At 51.0% G+C, this 18252-nt stretch carries 16 protein-coding genes; 7 read left to right on the top strand and 9 right to left on the bottom strand.

Annotated elements, in window-relative coordinates; all coding sequences use genetic code 11:
* Positions 1-69: 69 nt before the first annotated feature.
* Entirely contained in the window at positions 70-282 is a 213-nt protein-coding gene (locus VIN76_RS08725) for a helix-turn-helix domain-containing protein (protein WP_332041448.1), read from the bottom strand.
* 119 nt (positions 283-401) lie between these two features.
* Here VIN76_RS08725 and VIN76_RS08730 point away from each other — a divergent pair, with 119 nt between their 5' ends.
* From VIN76_RS08730 to VIN76_RS08740, 3 genes are all read left to right on the top strand, one after another.
* Positions 402-1058 carry a hypothetical protein gene (locus VIN76_RS08730; protein WP_332041449.1) on the top strand — a complete coding sequence of 219 codons (657 nt, stop codon included), beginning with the start codon at positions 402-404 and terminating at the stop codon, positions 1056-1058.
* On the top strand, positions 1055-2185 hold the full coding sequence (locus VIN76_RS08735) for a tyrosine-type recombinase/integrase (protein ID WP_332041450.1): 1131 nt from the start codon (positions 1055-1057) through the stop codon (positions 2183-2185). The genes VIN76_RS08730 and VIN76_RS08735 overlap by 4 nt, the downstream gene beginning before the upstream one ends.
* A gap of 466 nt (positions 2186-2651) precedes the next feature.
* A complete protein-coding gene (locus tag VIN76_RS08740; protein WP_332041451.1) occupies positions 2652-3884 on the top strand; it encodes a mechanosensitive ion channel family protein in 1233 nt (410 codons plus the stop codon).
* Here the strand turns inward: VIN76_RS08740 and ybaL are convergent.
* From ybaL to VIN76_RS08760, 4 genes are all read right to left on the bottom strand, one after another.
* Positions 3876-5519 (bottom strand): YbaL family putative K(+) efflux transporter, encoded by a 1644-nt coding sequence (gene ybaL / locus VIN76_RS08745; RefSeq protein WP_332041452.1) that lies wholly within the window; start codon positions 5517-5519, stop codon positions 3876-3878. The two genes, VIN76_RS08740 and ybaL, sit on opposite strands and share 9 nt — an antisense overlap.
* Positions 5520-5612: 93 nt before the next feature.
* Entirely contained in the window at positions 5613-6326 is a 714-nt protein-coding gene (locus VIN76_RS08750; protein ID WP_332041453.1) for a CDP-alcohol phosphatidyltransferase family protein, read from the bottom strand.
* Positions 6327-6459: 133 nt separating this feature from the next.
* Positions 6460-6774: an antibiotic biosynthesis monooxygenase family protein gene (locus VIN76_RS08755; protein ID WP_332041485.1), complete on the bottom strand. Its 315-nt coding sequence runs from the start codon at positions 6772-6774 to the stop codon at positions 6460-6462.
* 100 nt (positions 6775-6874) lie between these two features.
* The gene (locus tag VIN76_RS08760) at positions 6875-7309 is read right to left on the bottom strand and encodes a hypothetical protein (protein ID WP_332041454.1); all 435 of its coding nucleotides are present in this window, start codon (positions 7307-7309) and stop codon (positions 6875-6877) included.
* Between the two features lie 226 nt (positions 7310-7535).
* Between VIN76_RS08760 and putA the strand changes: the two genes are divergently transcribed.
* Together putA and VIN76_RS08770 are read left to right on the top strand one after the other, a co-directional pair.
* Positions 7536-11015 (top strand): bifunctional proline dehydrogenase/L-glutamate gamma-semialdehyde dehydrogenase PutA, encoded by a 3480-nt coding sequence (gene putA / locus VIN76_RS08765; protein ID WP_332041455.1) that lies wholly within the window; start codon positions 7536-7538, stop codon positions 11013-11015.
* 82 nt (positions 11016-11097) lie between these two features.
* Positions 11098-11571 (top strand): MarR family winged helix-turn-helix transcriptional regulator, encoded by a 474-nt coding sequence (locus VIN76_RS08770; protein WP_332041456.1) that lies wholly within the window; start codon positions 11098-11100, stop codon positions 11569-11571.
* Here the strand turns inward: VIN76_RS08770 and proB are convergent.
* Complete coding sequence (proB, locus tag VIN76_RS08775; RefSeq protein ID WP_332041457.1) at positions 11568-12728, bottom strand: glutamate 5-kinase; 1161 nt, start codon at positions 12726-12728, stop codon at positions 11568-11570. The two genes, VIN76_RS08770 and proB, sit on opposite strands and share 4 nt — an antisense overlap.
* 374 nt (positions 12729-13102) lie before the next feature.
* Between proB and putP the strand changes: the two genes are divergently transcribed.
* Positions 13103-14602 (top strand): sodium/proline symporter PutP, encoded by a 1500-nt coding sequence (gene putP, locus VIN76_RS08780; protein ID WP_332041458.1) that lies wholly within the window; start codon positions 13103-13105, stop codon positions 14600-14602.
* A 48-nt stretch (positions 14603-14650) separates the two neighbouring features.
* On the opposite strand, the gene VIN76_RS08785 is transcribed toward putP, so the two are convergent.
* From VIN76_RS08785 to VIN76_RS08795, 3 genes are all read right to left on the bottom strand, one after another.
* Complete coding sequence (locus VIN76_RS08785) at positions 14651-15253, bottom strand: hypothetical protein (protein ID WP_332041459.1); 603 nt, start codon at positions 15251-15253, stop codon at positions 14651-14653.
* A gap of 9 nt (positions 15254-15262) precedes the next feature.
* Positions 15263-16114: an SDR family oxidoreductase gene (locus VIN76_RS08790; protein ID WP_332041460.1), complete on the bottom strand. Its 852-nt coding sequence runs from the start codon at positions 16112-16114 to the stop codon at positions 15263-15265.
* 61 nt (positions 16115-16175) lie between these two features.
* On the bottom strand, positions 16176-16865 hold the full coding sequence (locus VIN76_RS08795; RefSeq protein WP_332041461.1) for an extensin family protein: 690 nt from the start codon (positions 16863-16865) through the stop codon (positions 16176-16178).
* 501 nt (positions 16866-17366) lie between these two features.
* Here VIN76_RS08795 and VIN76_RS16260 point away from each other — a divergent pair.
* A complete protein-coding gene (locus tag VIN76_RS16260) occupies positions 17367-18218 on the top strand; it encodes a BON domain-containing protein (protein ID WP_414696322.1) in 852 nt (283 codons plus the stop codon).
* Positions 18219-18252 lie beyond the last annotated feature (34 nt).

Genomic DNA, 18252 nt, shown 5'->3' on the forward strand with positions numbered 1-18252 from the left:
AGTCGTTTCCTTGTTGGTTAAGGTTTCGGTTAGGCCGGTCATCGGGATTGGAGCCCGTTGGCTGGCCAATTACTGAGCTGAGGTTTCTCGGCCGCTAACATCGCCAGTGAATGCTGCGTCGAGTTCGGATTTTCGAAAATATAAGCGTCGTCCATTACGAATGAATGGAATCCGTTCGTTTGCTACGAGATGATATACTGCCCTGGGAGTTCTTCCCAGAAACTCAGCAGCCGCTGGGATGCCAGTCAATAAATCGTCAGCAATGCTGTCAGGTGTGGCCATTATACTTTTCCTTTTATTTTTCCTAGATACACGTTAATACAAAGAGTATCATTGCACTCATTAGACATACATTGAAAACTGTGCAAGGGGAAAAGAAATGTTTGTTTTCGGAGGTCTCATTGCCAGCAAGTTTCACTTACGCAGAGGTCGAGGCGATTTTAGCTCAAACCTATGGTATCTCTGATACGCAATTACCTGGGTTTAGGGCTCGGTTGAAGAATCTCCAACGTATTGGCTTTCCGGAAGGATTAAACACTGGCCGCGGTAAACCCGCAATATACAATGGAGGGCACCTGTTCCAACTAGCGTTTGCTATCGAATTATTGTTGCTCGGACTTACCCCGGAGCGCGTTCGTATTGTGGTTGGACATTGTGCCTATGAAATTGAGGCTGCGGTATTAGCATCAAGAAACCATGAGTCGCCAGTTATGATGACATTTTTGGCAGGAGACCTGAGCGGTATAACAACTGAAGGTGCATCTAATTCGAAAATACAGAAATATAGTTTTATAAACTCAGGATCTTTGCTTTTTGCTTCACCGCAAAAACACGAAACTAGAAAAGCGGAAAAGTCGATTAAGTTACTAAATGATATTTCATCTTATCCCAGAGGTCTCTTAGTCAATGTGAGCTTGATTGTTTTAAGGATCGAAGATGCAATCAACGGAACTGGCCTTTCAAATAAGCAAAATGAGCTTTGGCAAGAAGTGGCAAGCTGGGCAGAAAATGTAAGTTGGGGCGGCCACATTGCTGGTAATCTCATAGATAACTCATGACCACTATTCGCAAACGCCTATGGACCAATGCCAAGGGTGATGAGAAGCAAAGCTGGCTTGTCGATTATCGGGATCAGTCAGGCAAGCGCCGGTCAAAGCAGTTCAGCCGCAAAAAGGATGCTGAGGCTTGGCAGGTCGGCGCTGCATGGCAAGTCAGCCAGGGAACGCATACAGCGGACAGCCAATCAATCACGATTGAACAAGCTGGCAAGCTATGGATCGAGACTGTAACTTTGAAAGGCCGGGAAGCAACCACGATTGCAGCCTATGACCAGCACGTTCGATTGCATATCAATCCGCTTTGTGGTGCCGTCAAACTTTCCCGTCTGACTAAGCCCAATGTCATCGCCTATCGCAATCAATGGATGAAAGACCTTTCCGCTCCTATGGCCTCCCGCGTTCTTAAATCCTTAAGGATGCTGATAAAGGATGCCCAGGAACGCGGTCTGGTCGCTCAGAACGTCGCCCTGGGCGTCACTGTGGATTCAGGCGGACGTTCCCGCCCCCAGATAGTCATCCCACCTAAAAAAGCCCTAGCCGCCATCCTGGGCCATTCAGGGGACGATCAAGCCCTTGCCCTGCACTGCCTTGCAATATTCGCCGGTCTGCGTGCTTCCGAACTGCGGGGATTAACTTGGCAGGCAATCGACATATCCGGTGCAATGGTCGCAGTCATCCAGCGTGCGGACGCAAAGAACAATATCGGCCCGCCAAAGTCACAAGCAGGACGCCGGACAATACCCCTTCCCAATATGGCTTTGCAGGCACTGCGTAAGTGGAAACTCGCTTGCCCGCCCTCCCCTATGGATTTGGTTTTTCCATCGCCATCGGGAAAAGTTATGTCGCATCCCGCGATGCTACAGGGGATCAGCGGCCCGGTGCAGATTGCTTGCGGTCTGAAAACGCCGGATGGGGAAAAGCCGCTTTATGGCCTTCATGCTTTCCGCCATGCTTGCGCTTCGCTCTGGATTGAGCAAAATGTATCGCCTAAGCGAATCCAAACTTGGATGGGCCATTCATCAATTCAGGTGACCTTTGATACTTACGGGCACTTATTCAATCAGGCGGAAAAAGATGCAGGTATAGCCGATGCAGTAGAGACAGCAATTTTTGAAGATGCAACATAGATGCAACATGAAGGACGAATGGCAAGGATTCCGTAGCGTCAAAAAAGGACTCTGACTCCGTTAATTGAGGTTCGAATCCTCACGGGGGATCCATCTTTTTCCATGAAAAACAGCGGCTTAGTGGCAACCAGCCTTGGTTGGCTATTCTGACATAAGATAATTTATATTGCAGAATCTCATACGGTTTCTGATTTATGGATATATCTGATCATAGCGCTACATGGTTGGAACAGCGCTGGGTATCCGCCAAATCAGTGCCAGAAAAGCTGTTTGAAGGAACCTCTACTTGGGCGGTTATCAAACCTTCTCTATCTCCGGCCCGGTAGGTTCAACGGCATATTTTGCAAGTGTGGTGATATTGGCCCCGCACATCGGTTGACAGGGGCCGTCGCCATCGTCACGGTTGCGGCTTCATTCGCCCCGCATCACAAGGAGATATAGCCCGCCGTTTCGCGGGCATAATATTATGAGCCAGTTCACGTTCGAAAGTTTTTCGACAGCCCTCCCCATCCTCAACGGCATCCCGCCTTGGGTTGAATCGTTAATCGGTATCGGAATCCTCGTAACCGTTGCCTGGGTCGCCAATTTTATCGTCAGACATATTTTGATGATACTGGGCACGCGATGGCTTCCGCGCCGTGATATATCGCTACTCCCCGTTGCCTCGCGGCTCGCCTATATTGTGCCGGCGCTCATCATCTCAAGGGGCATCGCAGCGGTCCCGTACCTGCCGGAACCGCTAGTTTCCGTCATAAGCAATGTAGTTTCTGCGTCGATAGTCCTCTTTATCGGCATGGCCATCAGTCAGGTTCTGACCCTCGTCAACCAACTTTACGAGCGTCGGCCCAATGCGCTTGCCCGTCCGGTCAAGGGCTATATCCAGCTACTGAAAATCATCGTCTACGGCGGCGTCCTGATACTCATGATCGCCATTTTGATGGACGAATCGCCGCTCCTTCTTCTCTCCGGCCTTGGTGCGATGGCGGCGATCCTGATGTTGGTATTCAAGGACACGATCCTCTCCCTCGTCGCCTCGGTCCAGCTCACTTCAAACGATATGCTGCGTGTCGGTGACTGGATAGAGATGCCGGCCCTGAATGCAGATGGCGACGTGGTCGATATCGCTCTTCACACGGTCAAGGTGCAGAATTGGGACAAGACAATCACCACTATCCCGACGCATCGGCTGATATCGGATAGCTTCAAGAACTGGCGCGGCATGTCCGAATCGGGTGGGCGGAGGATCAAACGATCAATCTTTATCGACCAGAATGACATCCGCTTTCTTACGGATGAGGAGCAACAGGATTTACGCCGCTTTCAGCTTCTTCATGCATATCTTGACCGTAAGCAGTCAGAAATTGGCGAATGGAATAGCGAAGTCGAAAAATCCGGACGTGACCGGATCAACCAACGCCGCATTACCAATATCGGCACATTCCGCGCTTATATCAGAGAATATCTTCAAAACAGTCCCCATATTGCCAAGGACATGACATTGCTTGTGCGCCAGCTCGCCCCCACGCCGCAAGGGCTACCTATCGAGATATATTGCTTCACAAACACGACCGCGTGGAATCCCTATGAAAATATCCAGTCGGATATATTCGACCATCTGATAGCTATTTTGCCGGAATTCGGGCTGCGTTCCTTTCAGGAGCCCAGCGGCCTTGACCTGCGGCGCGGCCTCTCAACGTGATATCTGCGCCGCCAGCGCGCACTCAGCCATACGTTCAGCGGTTGCACGCTCAGCCAGCACGATATGGTCTGCGCCATGCTGTGTCAGGTCAGCCACTTCCTCGTCCGAATGGACACGCGCGATGATAGTCAGGTCAGGGTTAATAGCGCGCGCGCGACGACAAATCGCCCCTGCCTCAACCCCTTCTGGAATAGCGATCAGCAATGTCCGGGCACCGTCAATTCCCGCCTGACGTAGCACATTTTCTGCCGCCGCATTGCCGATAACCACGTTGAATCCAGCCTCCATAGCATTTGCGGCAATGTCCTTTTGGTCCTCTATCAACGTCAGAGCTTCACCGCGCTCGTGTATCAGCTTTGCAACATGTCTGCCGACATGGCCGAAACCGATCAAAATGGTGCGGTCCGGTTCGGGTGGAGGTATATCCTCATCGGGGATAGCGACTTTCTGTCCGGCCGCCTGCCAGTTACGCCGCGCCACCAGCGCGAATAAAATGGGATTAAGAAGGATCGACACGATCGCCCCCGCAAGTATCAGGTCACGCGCGGTATCCGGCATAACCCCCAGTGCAACGCCGAGCCCGGCAAGGATGAAAGAGAACTCGCCTATCTGCGCCAGGCTGATCGACACTGTTACCGCTGTCTCTTTATTGTAGCCGGATAGACGGACGATCGCATAGGCGGCCATCGTTTTACCAAAGACTATGATCGCCACCGTCGCCGCCACCGACAAGGGTTGTTCAATCAGCACCATCGGGTCAAATATCATGCCGACCGAGACAAAGAACAGCACCGCAAAAGCATCACGAAGCGGCAGCGTTTCCTCCGCTGCACGGCGGCTAAGCTGGGTCTCACCCAGAATCATGCCCGCAAAAAACGCACCGAGAGCAAAAGATACGTCGAAAATAACCGCTGCGCCAAATGCGACGCCCAAAGCAATCGCCAGCACCGAAAGGCGGAACAGCTCTCTCGATCCTGAATGCGCTGTCCAGTGAAGAACCCAAGGCAAAATGCGCCGCGCGACAAACAACATGAAGGCTGCAAAGCCAAAAATCTTCAACAGCACGACAACCGCCGATCGGGTCCAGCTCCCTGAACCACCCTCTACGCCCAGCGAGCCGACTATGGTGGGAAGCAGCAAAAGCGTGAACACCATCGCTATATCCTCGACAACCAGCCAGCCGACTGCGATCCGCCCTTTTTCAGTCTCAACCATGTCCTTGGCTTGCAATGCGCGGATCAACACGACTGTACTTGCGACCGACAGTGACAGACCAAAGATCAACGCCCCCGACAGCGACCAGCCCAGCATCAGGCCCAGCCCGATTCCAAGTGCAGTAGCGACTGTTATCTGGATGATTGCACCGGGCAGCGCAATTTTTCGTACGGACAGCAGATCCTTAACCGAGAAATGAAGACCTACCCCGAACATAAGCAAAATAACGCCAATCTCTGCAAGCTGGAGCGCAAGCCCTGTGTCAGCCACAAAACCCGGCGTAAACGGCCCGACAATAACCCCTGCGAGCAAATAACCGGCGATAGGCGAGATCCGTAACCGGTGCGCCAATGCCCCAATTAGAAAAGCCACACCGATACCAACGACTATGGTCCCGATCAGTGAGGTTTCATGCTCCATGTAAAGGAACTATAATGCGCGGTAGAAACGGTCAACAAGAACGGGCCGGTCGGTTATCTTTGCTGGATAAGTTCCAGTCGCGATAGCAAAATTCTATTCGCCGTCTTTTCCCGTACCAGCCTGCTGTACTTCTTCGCGAATTGCCAAGCGCCTGGCCGTAATAATGGTCTGAACGATAAATAGCACCATGAAGAGAGCGCCTACGCCTCCGACAAACACATCAAATCCGGAAATTTCTCCAAACCAGCCGGGATCCTTGGTCCCAAGCACCATCATCAAAAGTGTCATGGTGATGACCACTATTCTTAACTCAGTCGGACCGGCGGCAAGATAGGAAAGCTTGAGTTCGCCCACCGTATAGACTGAAAGATAGGCATGTATGGAGAGCAATAGATAACCTGACACTGCGAATAGCGCGACATCGACGCGGACAAAGGGACTTAGGCCCATGCCGGCGAGCAAGAGGACTGTCGTAATTCCGTCACAACTATGGTCTAGGAAATAGCCATATTTCGGGCGTTCTATTTTGCGATATCGTGCCAGACTACCGTCGAGGGAGTCCCCAAACCACTGGACAGCTATGCCTATGATAGCCAGCCATAGCCATCCAAGGTGAAAGCTGCTTGCCGCGTAACCGGCAAATATCGCTACCGCGCCAACCATGCCTATCGCTGTCAGCTTGTCCGGCGTGACCCATAGGGGCAGCCGACTACATATCCGGGTCAGAACTTTGCGTTCCGCCCTCGCCAATATGTTGTCCTGAATTCGATTGATGGTTTTATGTTTGATTTTTGCGTATCCGGTCATAATGCATTATCGAAGAGAACGGGTTGAACGTCAAGTTGCGATGCAGCCTTTATCATGGGACAGGATTCAATCCAGATAGTCGGTATAGTGACGACATAGGGCGAGGATATAACGGATTCTACAATGCAACAGGCTATTTCCTGTCCAAAAGATCGTCCGTAACTTCCATCAGCAAAAGCGGTTCATCAGCGGCTTCCGATATGGCATCAACAAATGCCTGCCTCGTCTCCGGCTCGTCATACACCATTTTGGCATCAAAAGCCTTTTGCCATGTCGCCTTGTCCGGCCACTCTGCAACGCCGATGAACCGCCCATCCTCTTCACGGTGCAAGCGGGATCCAAGGCTGCCATATTTCTGTTGGATAAGGTTGGTGCCGCGCCGCCATGCTGCACGGAACTGGTCTTCTTTTCCGGGATGAACTTTCCACCAATAGGCTGCGACAAACATCATCCTCACCTTTCGCAACGGGGAACAGAATGAAAGAGCTATGTGGTCCCAGACCTGTCCATTCTGCAAAACATGTCCGGTAGATCAGGGCTAACCAGCATCAGTTCGCTATAGCGACAACCTGAAACTCGCGCGTGTCAAAGCCATTCTCACCAATTCCGGCAGAAAGCCTCCGGGTCTGGATCGTGGGACCGGCAGAGCCGGGAATATACGCCCGGCCCGACCCGTCAAGCACAACGCGCTCATTTCCAACATAGAGGGTGACACCGCGTAGAGTATTGGGCGTATAGCGGACTTCCAGCTTATACCCGTCGAGCGAATTGCATGTTTCCTTAAGCTCACCGAGCCGGATAATATCAGCGGCAACGCTTGACCCCGAGCCCGTCGGAGTAAACTGGACCTCGCAAGAGACAGGAACAACAGCTCTGAGCTTGAAGGAGGCGGAATCATTCGCAATCGCACTGGATGGAACTGCACCTGATGCAGTCACAGCCGTTACGAACATCGCCATAGCGCCCATAGATTTCTGTGTCATACCTTCTCTCAAATAGTTACAATCGTGTTAACCATCTAATAAACACATACAGGCTCCATCAGTTCCATTAATAATGGGAGCAAGAAACCATTAACCTATAAATACTCAAAGGCCAGCAAATTTTCATACTTTAGCCAGCCATTTCACAAAGGTTGGCTCAAAGCTGTAACTGCGATAGACAATAGATCACATAAATTGAAATGATCTTATGAGGGTTCCATCATCAATGATTAGTTTGTTTGATTACCGGGAAAAAATTCGCATCCATCACCGGTCCGATGAAGCCGAGATCCTAGATTATCTAATGACAAATTTCGGCCCGGACAAAGATATGCGCACGCGTATTCAAGAGCGCGCGATACAGGTTGTTCAGGATGTTCGGCGCGCTTCCGGCCCTACCCTGACCGAAAGTTTTCTTGGTGAATATGGCCTTTCCACCGACGAAGGTCTCGCCTTGATGACCTTGGCTGAGGCACTGTTACGTGTTCCGGATAACCAGACGATTGATGATCTGATCGAAGACAAGATCGGTCCGTCCAATTGGCGAGAACATATTGGCAAGTCTGAAAGCTCGCTCGTCAACGCATCGACTTATGCTCTGGAAATGACGCGCAGCGTGATAAATCAGCCTGAAAGCCGTGGGCCACTGGAGGCGCTGCGGGGCGCAATAAAGCGATTGGGTGAACCAGTGATCCGTACGGCTGTACGGCAAGCTATGAAAGAGCTTGGCAACCAGTTTGTCCTTGGGGAGGACATGAAGCTTGCGTTGAAGCGGGCTGAGAAATGGAAAGATAAAGGCGCGACCTATTCTTATGATATGTTGGGAGAGGCCGCTATTACGCAAGAAGGTGCGGATGGCTATTTTGATGCTTATGCCGACGCGATAAAGGAAATCGCAAAGGTGGCCCATTCCGATGATCTACGCGAAAATCCGGGTCTTTCGATTAAATTATCGGCCCTTTATCCCCGGTACGAGATGAGCCAGCAAGCCAAGGCAGTTCCTGCCCTTGCCGAGCGCGTGGGTGAACTGGCCCGCGCCGCTCGAGATGCCAATATTGGCTTGAATATTGATGCTGAGGAGGCCTATCGCCTTGGCCTGTCGCTCGATATGGTTGAGATGGTGCTAAGCGATCCACGCCTGACGGGATGGGATGGCTTTGGCGTCGTTGTGCAGGCGTTTGGAAAGCGAGCCAGCTTCGTTCTCGACTGGCTTTATGCGCTTGCCATACAACTTGATAGAAAAATTATGGTTCGCTTGGTCAAAGGCGCCTATTGGGACAGCGAGATCAAGCGGGCGCAAATGGACGGCGTTTCCGACTTTCCTGTATTCACAACAAAATCGGCGACTGACATAAGCTATATCTGCTGTGCATCACAACTGCTGAACATGACGGACCGTATCTATCCGCAATTCGCCACACATAATGCCCATAGCGTTGCAGCCATTCTGGAAATGGCGGGTAATAACGATAATTTCGAGTTCCAAAGACTCCATGGCATGGGAGAGACTTTGCACGGCGCTTTGCTCAGCAATGAAAAGGTTCGTTCACGAATTTATGCGCCAGTCGGAAAGCATCGTGAATTACTGGCCTATCTTGTCCGGCGCCTGCTCGAAAACGGTGCTAACTCTTCATTTGTAAACCAATTGGCGAATCACACTGTTTCAGCCGAAATGATCGCCACCGATCCTTTTAAGACGCTGAAAGCCGATCAGGAAGCAAGCCAGTTAAAAATCAAGAAGCCTAGTGATTTATATCTACCAGAACGTATCAATTCGCGTGGTTGGGATCTGGCCAATCGCACCGACCTGAATGACTATGTGTCAGGGCGTGCACCGTTTGCCGAAAAGCTATGGCGTTCGTCACCTATAACCGTGCGGCCTGTTACCAGCGGAACCACGCATAAAATAATTAATCCCGCGATAAAGGACAGTCAGGTTGGCGAAGTCATTGAGGCTGATGAAAAACAAGCTCTGGAAGCAATGGAGGAAGCCCGCGTCTGGGATGCTCCCGTCTCAGAGCGGGCTGAAGTCTTGCGTAAGGCTGCGGATCTTTATGAACAGCACCATGGCGAAATTTTCGCATTGCTGGCACGCGAAGCGGGCAAAACCCAGTTTGATACAATTGCCGAATTGCGGGAGGCGGTCGATTTTCTGCGCTATTATGCCAAAGAGGCAGAGAAATTTCCTGAAAACGAGCCGCGTGGAACAATCAGTTGTATCTCGCCTTGGAATTTCCCGCTGGCAATTTTTACCGGCCAGGTCGCAGCCGCATTGGCGGCAGGGAACGCAGTTTTGGCGAAACCAGCTGACCAGACCCCCCTTATTGCTGCCCTTGCGACAAATCTGCTGCATGAGGCCGGCGTCCCCTTAACGGCGCTTCAGCTTTTGCCTGGCGCTGGCGCTACAGTAGGCAATGTAATCTGCGGTGATCCCCGTATACAGGGAGTCTGTTTTACAGGATCAACCGCGACGGCACAGGCGATAAACCGGAATGTTGCTGAAAATGGTCAGCCAGATTCCCTTTTGATTGCCGAAACCGGTGGACTGAACTGCATGATCGTGGATTCTACAGCCTTACCGGAGCAATCTGTTCGGGATATCATCACTTCGGCATTCCAGTCTGCGGGGCAACGCTGTTCGGCTTTGCGGCTTCTCTATTTGCACAAGGATGTCGCTGAGCAGTTTCTGCACATGCTGCAAGGCGCTATGGACGTTATGGAGACAGGTGACCCATGGTGGCTATCCACCGATATCGGGCCGGTCATTGACGAGAAAGCCTATGAAAAGATCAGCGCCTATATTGCCGCCGCGCAGAAAGAAGGCCGCCTGATCACACAGCTCGATTCCCCTGATGACGGCTATTTCGTAGGGCCTGCGGTCATAAAGGTTGGCGGGATTAACGATCTGGAAGAAGAAATATTCGGGCCGGTTCTGCACGTGGCCACCTTTGAAAATGACGAGCTTGATACGATTATCAACGACATAAATAATCGCGGTTATGGGCTAACCTTTGGTTTGCAGACCCGCATCGAGCGGCGCATTGACAAATTGAGCGCAGAACTGAAGATCGGGAATATTTACGTCAATCGTAACCAGGTTGGCGCTGTTGTAGGGTCCCAGCCATTTGGCGGACAGGGGCTGTCCGGCACAGGTCCCAAGGCTGGAGGACCGCATTATTTACCGCGCTTTTATAAAAGCGACAGCCCTTTGACGCCGGTCACTCGCGGTACAGAACTGGACGAAGTCACTATTCAGACCGCGCTCGACAATCTTCCCGATTCCAGCAAACAGCCATATGGCCGTGAAGTCATGCCCGGCCCCACGGGGGAATCCAATGAGCTGTTCACCTATGCACGGGGGAAAATATTATGCCTTGGTCCATCGGTGGAAGAATCCGTAAAGCAGGCGGAAATTGTGAGTGAAACTGGCTGTACACCGCTGATCTGCGTGCCGGGGGCCAAGGGAGAACATGCACTTGATGGATTTCTCCCCCGCGAATTCCTGTCCAGGCTCAACGGCATAGAGGCGGTTATATGCTGGAGCGACCTTGAAGACCTCCGCTCCATACGCATAGCCCTTGCCGAACGAGACGGGCCGTTAATTCCGTTAGTCACCGACAAAGAGTTTTCCGACCGCTGCTTTACCGAAAGGCACGTCTGCATTGATACGACTGCAGCAGGCGGCAATGTTTCCTTGCTGGCTTGAATATCATCACGCAGCTTTGGCAAAAGATCAGCTATGAGCTTACGTTGAAAGCGTTCAATTCTTATCAAGGACATTAATGGCAATGTTGACGAATTCCGACGCACTTTTAGTCGCTTTGCGCCAGATTAACCGCGCAATCGACTTGCATTCGAAAAGGCTCAAAAAGGAAACCGGTCAAACCACGCCGCAACTGCTGATACTTAAAGCACTTGAAAAAGGTGGACGAGTAAAGCCGTCGGTCATCGCCAAGTCGGTTCACCTGTCCCATGCAACAGTCACGTCCATTGTGGACCGGCTGGAAAAGTCAAAAATGGTGACGCGTGAAAAAAGCTCTGATGACCGACGCTCGGTGGAAATAGTACTGACCGACAAAGGCAGAAAGTGCATCGAAAACGCGCCTGAAATGTTGCAGGAAGACTTTCTGGTTTCCTTCTCCCAACTGGAAAACTGGGAGCAAAGCCTATTAATTTCCTCGGTGCAGCGCATTGCGGCCATGATGGATGCAGACCGGCTGGAATCGGCCCCGATACTTGAGATCGGGGAAATCCAACCCTAAGACGAAACCTCTGTCATGGCATCGTCGGCAGGCAAATCCCACGGAAGATGACGCTCGCTGAGCACGATCATATTCTTGGCGGTAATCAGCGTGCCTCCCGTTTCATAGCCCAGTAACTGCAATGCAGACATTCCGGCGTTCCGCGCGAGAGCCATCGTTTCATCGGAAGAGAAATTCGTCAAAGCTCTGGCCAGTTCCTTACCGGATTCGTCGTAAACGTGGATAACATCGCCTTTGACATACGGCCCTTGAATAGAGAGAACATCTTCCCTTCCGATATTTTGCGGACCATCTTCCAGCGCAGCGGCGGCAGCGGGTTTAATGACAATACTTCCCGCCATTTGCAGCCGGTCAGTAAGCCAGTTTGCCCAGGCGGAAGCTGGATGTTTATCGGCGAGCACCTTTGTATGGCGTCTTTCGCCATTTAACACGGAAGTGACAGGCCGTTCATATTCCCCATGCGCAATTCGTGTATCACACCCTGCATTCTGGGCCATATGTGCAGCCTGTATCTTTGTGAGCATCCCGCCGGAACCCAGGCTGCTTACCCCATCAGTTACCGACAAATAGGGAGATACATCGATAACTTCTTCGACCATAACGGCACTAGGGTCCGATGGATCTTTATCAAATAAACCATCGACTTGTGTCAGAATGATAAGCTCGTCCGCTTGCACCATCTGCGCGATTTTCGCGGATAGCCTATCATTATCTCCAACCCGGATTTCCTCAGTCGTAATCGTATCATTTTCATTGATAATCGGCATGATATTCGCGTCAAGCAGCCGGTCGACCGTATTTTTGGTGTTCAAAAACCGGTTCCGGTCTTCAAGGTCACGCAAAGTGACAAGCACCTGAGCTATCTCAAAACTATATTCATGCGCCACTTGCTTATAGGCGTTCAGCAGGAGTGGCATACCGCACGCAGCCGCAGCCTGTTTATCGCGCAGGCCCGCCGTTTCCGGCCGCTCCCCAATCATGTTCAATCCAAGCGCGACCGATCCGGAGGAACATAATATTACTTTCGCTCCGTCTTCGCGCAAGCGAGCTATATCTTCCATCAGGTTGTGCATAAACGCCCAACGCGGTGTCAATCGTTCCGTATTCGCAAGCAGGCTGGAGCCCACTTTAATTACAATTGTTTTTCTAAGTTCCATCAGCAACCTTTTCCAATCATGCATGCAAGTAGGTACTTAAGCGCTCATGTGCAATAATTAAGTGGTCGAACCTTTAATATATCAAAATAAGCCGTGGAATCAGCGACTGTTGACATATCTATTTCGAACACTAAGTGAGTTACGGTATACATTCGCTGACAGGAACATACGGTAAAAAGCCAGTCTGATAAAATATTGCTCCCGGAAAATGGAAAAATATGAATGGTGTTCTCCGCCAGTTACAAGACGGAGCCAACTGTTGTGACGGGCTGGAAAGCTGGTAACCTGAAGTTATTTGGTTCAAGGATAAGCAAGAAACTGAATAATGTAGGTTTTCCGGTAAGTGTCGATAACGGGATAGGACATATAGATATATGAATGCTGGAGAACTGATTTCGCTCGCTATCTATTTCATAGCGATGATCGCTATTGGACTTTATGCATGGCGCAAATCGACCAGCAGCAGCTCGGAATATTTGCTGGGAGGACGAAACCTTCATCCTGCTGTGGGCGCGCTTTCGGCCGGAGCGTCGGATATGAGCGGATGGATGCTGATGGGCGTGCCGGGCGCAGTTTACCTGAGCGGCCTTGGCGCAGCGTGGATCGCGGTGGGGCTAATAATCGGGGCTTATTTCAATTATCTACTCGTCGCCCCCCGGCTCAGGGTATTCACAGAAAAAGCTGATGACGCCCTCACAATCCCCGACTTTCTTGAAAAACGGTTCATGGATAAAACCCGTGCGCTGCGTGTCTTTTCCTCCATAGTCATCGTTATATTTTTCACGCTTTACACCTCCGCCGGCATTGTCGCAGGCGGCAAACTGTTTGAAGCGTCATTCGGTACAAGCTACGAACTGGGCCTGTTTATCACTGCTGGCGTGGTGATCGTCTACACGCTATTCGGCGGATTTCTGGCCGTAAGCCTGACCGATTTTGTTCAGGGCTGCATGATGTTTCTGGCACTGGTATTCGTTCCAATTGTCGCCGTGCAGACCATAGGTGGCTGGGATCAAGCTCAAGTGGCGATCAATACGGCTAATCCGGTTGCCCTGTCATGGTTTGAAGGTATCACCACGCTTGGCCTTATATCGAGCCTTGCCTGGGGATTGGGATATTTCGGGCAGCCGCATATCATTGTGCGCTTTATGGCGATCCGGACGCTGAAGGATATCGCAACTGCCCGTTGGATTGGCATGACATGGATGACTGTAACCCTGACCGGAGCGGTTTTGGTCGGATTATTTGGCTTGGCCTATGTTACGGAAACAGGGGTTGCTCTTGATGACCCTGAAACCATATTCATTCTGCTGTCCCAAGTCCTCTTCCACCCCTTTATCTCAGGGTTCCTTCTGGCGGCCATTCTTGCCGCGATCATGAGCACGATTTCATCGCAACTGCTTGTATCGTCGAGCTCGCTTACAGAAGATTTCTACAAGATATTCATCAGGAAATCCGCGTCGCAAAAGGAACTGGTGACAATCAGCCGGATTTCCGTCCTTCTGGTATCTGTAGTGGCAATCGGTCTGGCATTTGATCCGGATAGCAACGTCCTATCCTTGGTCAGCAACGCATGGGCAGGTTTTGGTTCGGCATTTGGCCCGATCATATTGCTAAGCCTATACTGGAAGGGACTGACACGTGATGGCGCTCTGGCAGGCATGATCGTTGGCGCAGCAACCGTTTTATTCTGGCTATACGCTCCCATAACCATCGAAGGTGGCTCGTTATCGAGCTGGGTATATGAAATTATCCCCGGTTTCACCCTCAGCATGCTGACCGCGATTGGCGTGAGTTTAATGGGTCGAAGCCAGAATCCGGAAGTGGACAGTCTGTTCGGTGAACTGGTTCATGCAATGAACCCAAAGGGTGAGTAACGGCAGCTATTGGGCACCCGCTAGCTGCTTACGCCTTTTCGGACAGGTTCATTCTGGATCAGCCGAGATAAGCGCTAACCACTCCGGATAGCTGGTCTGCATAGCAGACTGGAACATGGGCGGGAACTCTCCCACTTGATCTACCAATAGCTGCAATATGGGCTTGAGTTTTTCTTCTGCTCCATAGGCTTCCAGACAGAAACTCGTCCAGCTCTCCGTGTTATTGCCGACATGGATTTTGCTGACTTCGATCTGGCAACCGTTTTGGGCTCTGTTGAGAAGGCTCGTCTCGCGCCCTTTCTCGTCAAGAACGGTTAGCCAGCGCTGCTTTCTGACCTCGATCGAGTCCGCCGGTGTTACGCTTTGTTCATTGCCGGGAATTTTTTTCCATGTATTGAAGTTCCAATGCTCACCGGTGCTGGAGCGAAAGCTCCCCTCACCTGTCTGCTTTTTGACTTCCAGTTTCTCGCCGCCGCGAAGCTTGATACCGGTCAGGGGATTGATCCCGGTCAGGGGGTCGTCCGTTTTAAAATACACATCTGTGCGATTTTCGACACCAGACAATTCGAGGTTCAGCCGCTTCAACCATGATCGCAATTCTTGACTTTCATCCCCGCGCCACCAGAACCGCATTTCCGCTGTGAGCATCATGGCGGATGTCTAGCTTCCTACAATCTCCCCGCCGTTGGGATGGAGAACCTGGCCGGACATATAGCTGGAATCCTCACAAGCGAGAAACAGGAAAGATGGTGCGACTTCATTGGGCTGACCGGGGCGACCCATCGGTGTGTCTTCACCAAAATCTTCAAGCATTTCATCGGTCGCTCCGCCCGAGGGGTTAAGCGGGGTCCAGATTGGTCCCGGCGCGACGGCATTAACACGGATGCCATCTGCCACCAGATTTTCTGATAGTGAACGGGTAAAGGCAGTGATCGCGCCCTTTGTCGCGGAATAATCAAGCAATGGTGCAGAGCCCTTATACATCGTGACAGAAGTGCAGTTGATGATGGCCGCCCCTTTTTTCAGATGCTTGCGTGCGGCCTGCGTCAGGTAGAACATTGCAAAAATATTTGTCTGGAAAGTCCGACGCAATTGTTTGTCAGTAATCTCGGTAATGTCTTTATCAGGGTGCTGCTCACCCGCATTGTTAACAAGGATGTCGATTTTCCCGAATTTGTCTATGACCTTATCAACGACCTGTTTACAAAATTCAGGATCGCCAAGATCGCCTTCAATGGTCAGTGCCGCGCGGCCTTCATCTTCCACAATTTTGGCCGTCTTGTCCGCATCGCCGGTTTCCTTGAGATAGACAATCGCAACATCCGCTCCTTCTCTCGCGAACAGAGCGGCAGTAGCACGGCCGATACCGCTGTCTGCGCCGGTGATAATTGCGACTTTATCTGTTAACCGGCCTGATCCGGGATAGCGGGGTTGCCAATCGGGCTTTGGCTCAAGATCACTTTCTTTTCCGGGCAGACTGTCTTCATGAAGTTCGGTTTGTTTTAGGGACATTTTTCGCGCTCCTTTCCCCCGCACCAACACTTTATGGATGATTAAGTTGCAGCGATTATTGCTAGCGGCAGAAACTCCTTCCCCCTCGTCTTGCTTGGTCCAGATGTAAATGATCGGCATGAGCGGCATTATAATCGGGCGATAATGTCGTCGCAAAAACCTCGCACGCTCCATCCCTTACTTCTTTTAGAAAGGCAGCCTTTTCATTTGCACTATTCCAATGGCTTGCCACGGATATGATGTGGCCATCAGAAAGACGGAAAGCGGCAATATCAATGGCATTCGCGGAGGCATGCTCACTGTAATTTCCCTCTTTGGCGTTATTGATGCGACGACAGCTATACCCGCCATAAGTAATAATCTCATCGACTTGTGCACTGAAATATTTGAATGCGGCGGGGCGTAATATTTGCCATTCCCAAAGCACAAGCCCTGCCGCGACAGGGCAGCTTATTTTGGCGGCCGGACTGTAATTCATGCCCTCCCCGTTTTCTAACGCCACGCCATTATCATAACCACAATCGGCATTTTGTCTGACCGGCGGAAGCGTAGAAAACTTCCGCCCGGCATTCTCCAACAATGATTGGCATAATCTATAATCATCGGCGAGAGCATCGATTTTTCTTAAGGTAAATGGTCCGATGGGATCAGTCAGCGAAAGCGGAGCCCACGGCGTGTTATGACTCGTTGAAATCCATTCATACCCCCGAAGAGCGATGGCCAAGAACAGCACTATAAAAATCAGGCGCACTGACAATTACTCCGCCAGTGTGCTGATTGATTCATATCATCTTCGATCCATTGAGGGCAATTTTGAGACATCTGCCTATCCATCTACGCAGATGCACAAGAACTGTTCCCATAAATGAACATGCCTGCAGAGCCTCTTTCAAGGCAAACACGTACATGCGTCTCGCCCGAATAGCATCATAGGACAGCCGCTTTGAATTAAAAGCACTCATCGTAAAGATTGCACATCTTGCTCCACATGCTTTTCATTCGCTACGCGGTATATTTCGTTATCAGAATATATTTGGACCAAATTTTCTCTGTAATTGAAAGGGTTGTAAAATAAGGCCCGCTTTGCAGCATTAGATTTTCAGAATTAGCATTTGTTTGTATCAAGTTACCTCCCAAAAAATTTTGCAACTTTTTCCAGCTTCATTCGTGAATGTAACGACCGGTATGGCTGCCTCCCTCCCCCCTGTGTTTTGGCGCCTGCCGGTTCCCAATCTGAAAGGAGAGAGAAAAAATGCACCAGAACAAACATCCATCCAGACACAATTATTTTCATCCCCCTGAGCGTGAACACCGGCCTGAACGTTATAGCGGTCAATATCGTGGCGGCCGGGCAGACTATATCGAACGTCAGTCTTATGCCCCTGAATATGATCAAAACGAATATGATCAAAACTACGAAGCAGATAATTTTGATCGCGCCGATCGCGCCGATAATGCTTATGACCGGAATCAGGTAAGCAGGAATTATCGGGACTATGATGATCCCTATTCCCAGCAACAGTCCTCACGTGGTTCCCGTAACTATGGTGCCGGTAACAGGGTAGGCCAACGCGGCCTTACCCCGAACCGTTCACGCAGTTATGGCAGTGATCGCCAAGAGGGTTACGGCGACGGCTACTATGGTGGTCGTCAGGGCTGGGACCAGGATTATGGTCGCGATGACTATGATCCGGATGACCGCGGTTTCATAGACAAAGCGGGTGACGAAGTTCGTTCCTGGTTCGGTGATGAAGATGCAGAACGTCGCCGGATGCGCGATAGTCACAGAGGCAAAGGCCCCAAGGGCTACACCCGCTCTGATAGCCGGATTGAAGAAGACGTGAACGATTATCTCACTAAAGACCATTATGTGGATGCTTCGGATATCAGCGTCTCGGTTTCAGATTGCGAAGTCACCCTTGATGGAACGACTAATAGCAAGATGGCGAAGCGCCGTGCTGAAGATTGTGCAGATGCAGTGTCCGGCGTCAAGCATGTTCAGAATAATCTGCGGGTCCAGCAAAGCTCTGGCCAAAGCGATTATCTGTCGGCGGACAACTCTGCGTCTGGGTCAAGCAGCAAGCAATCTTCAAGCACCCACTGAGAGCCTGACAGCGAAACTGGACGAATTTAAGATT

The sequence above is a fragment of the Parasphingorhabdus sp. genome (assembly GCF_036568145.1).
GTDB lineage: Bacteria > Pseudomonadota > Alphaproteobacteria > Sphingomonadales > Sphingomonadaceae > Parasphingorhabdus.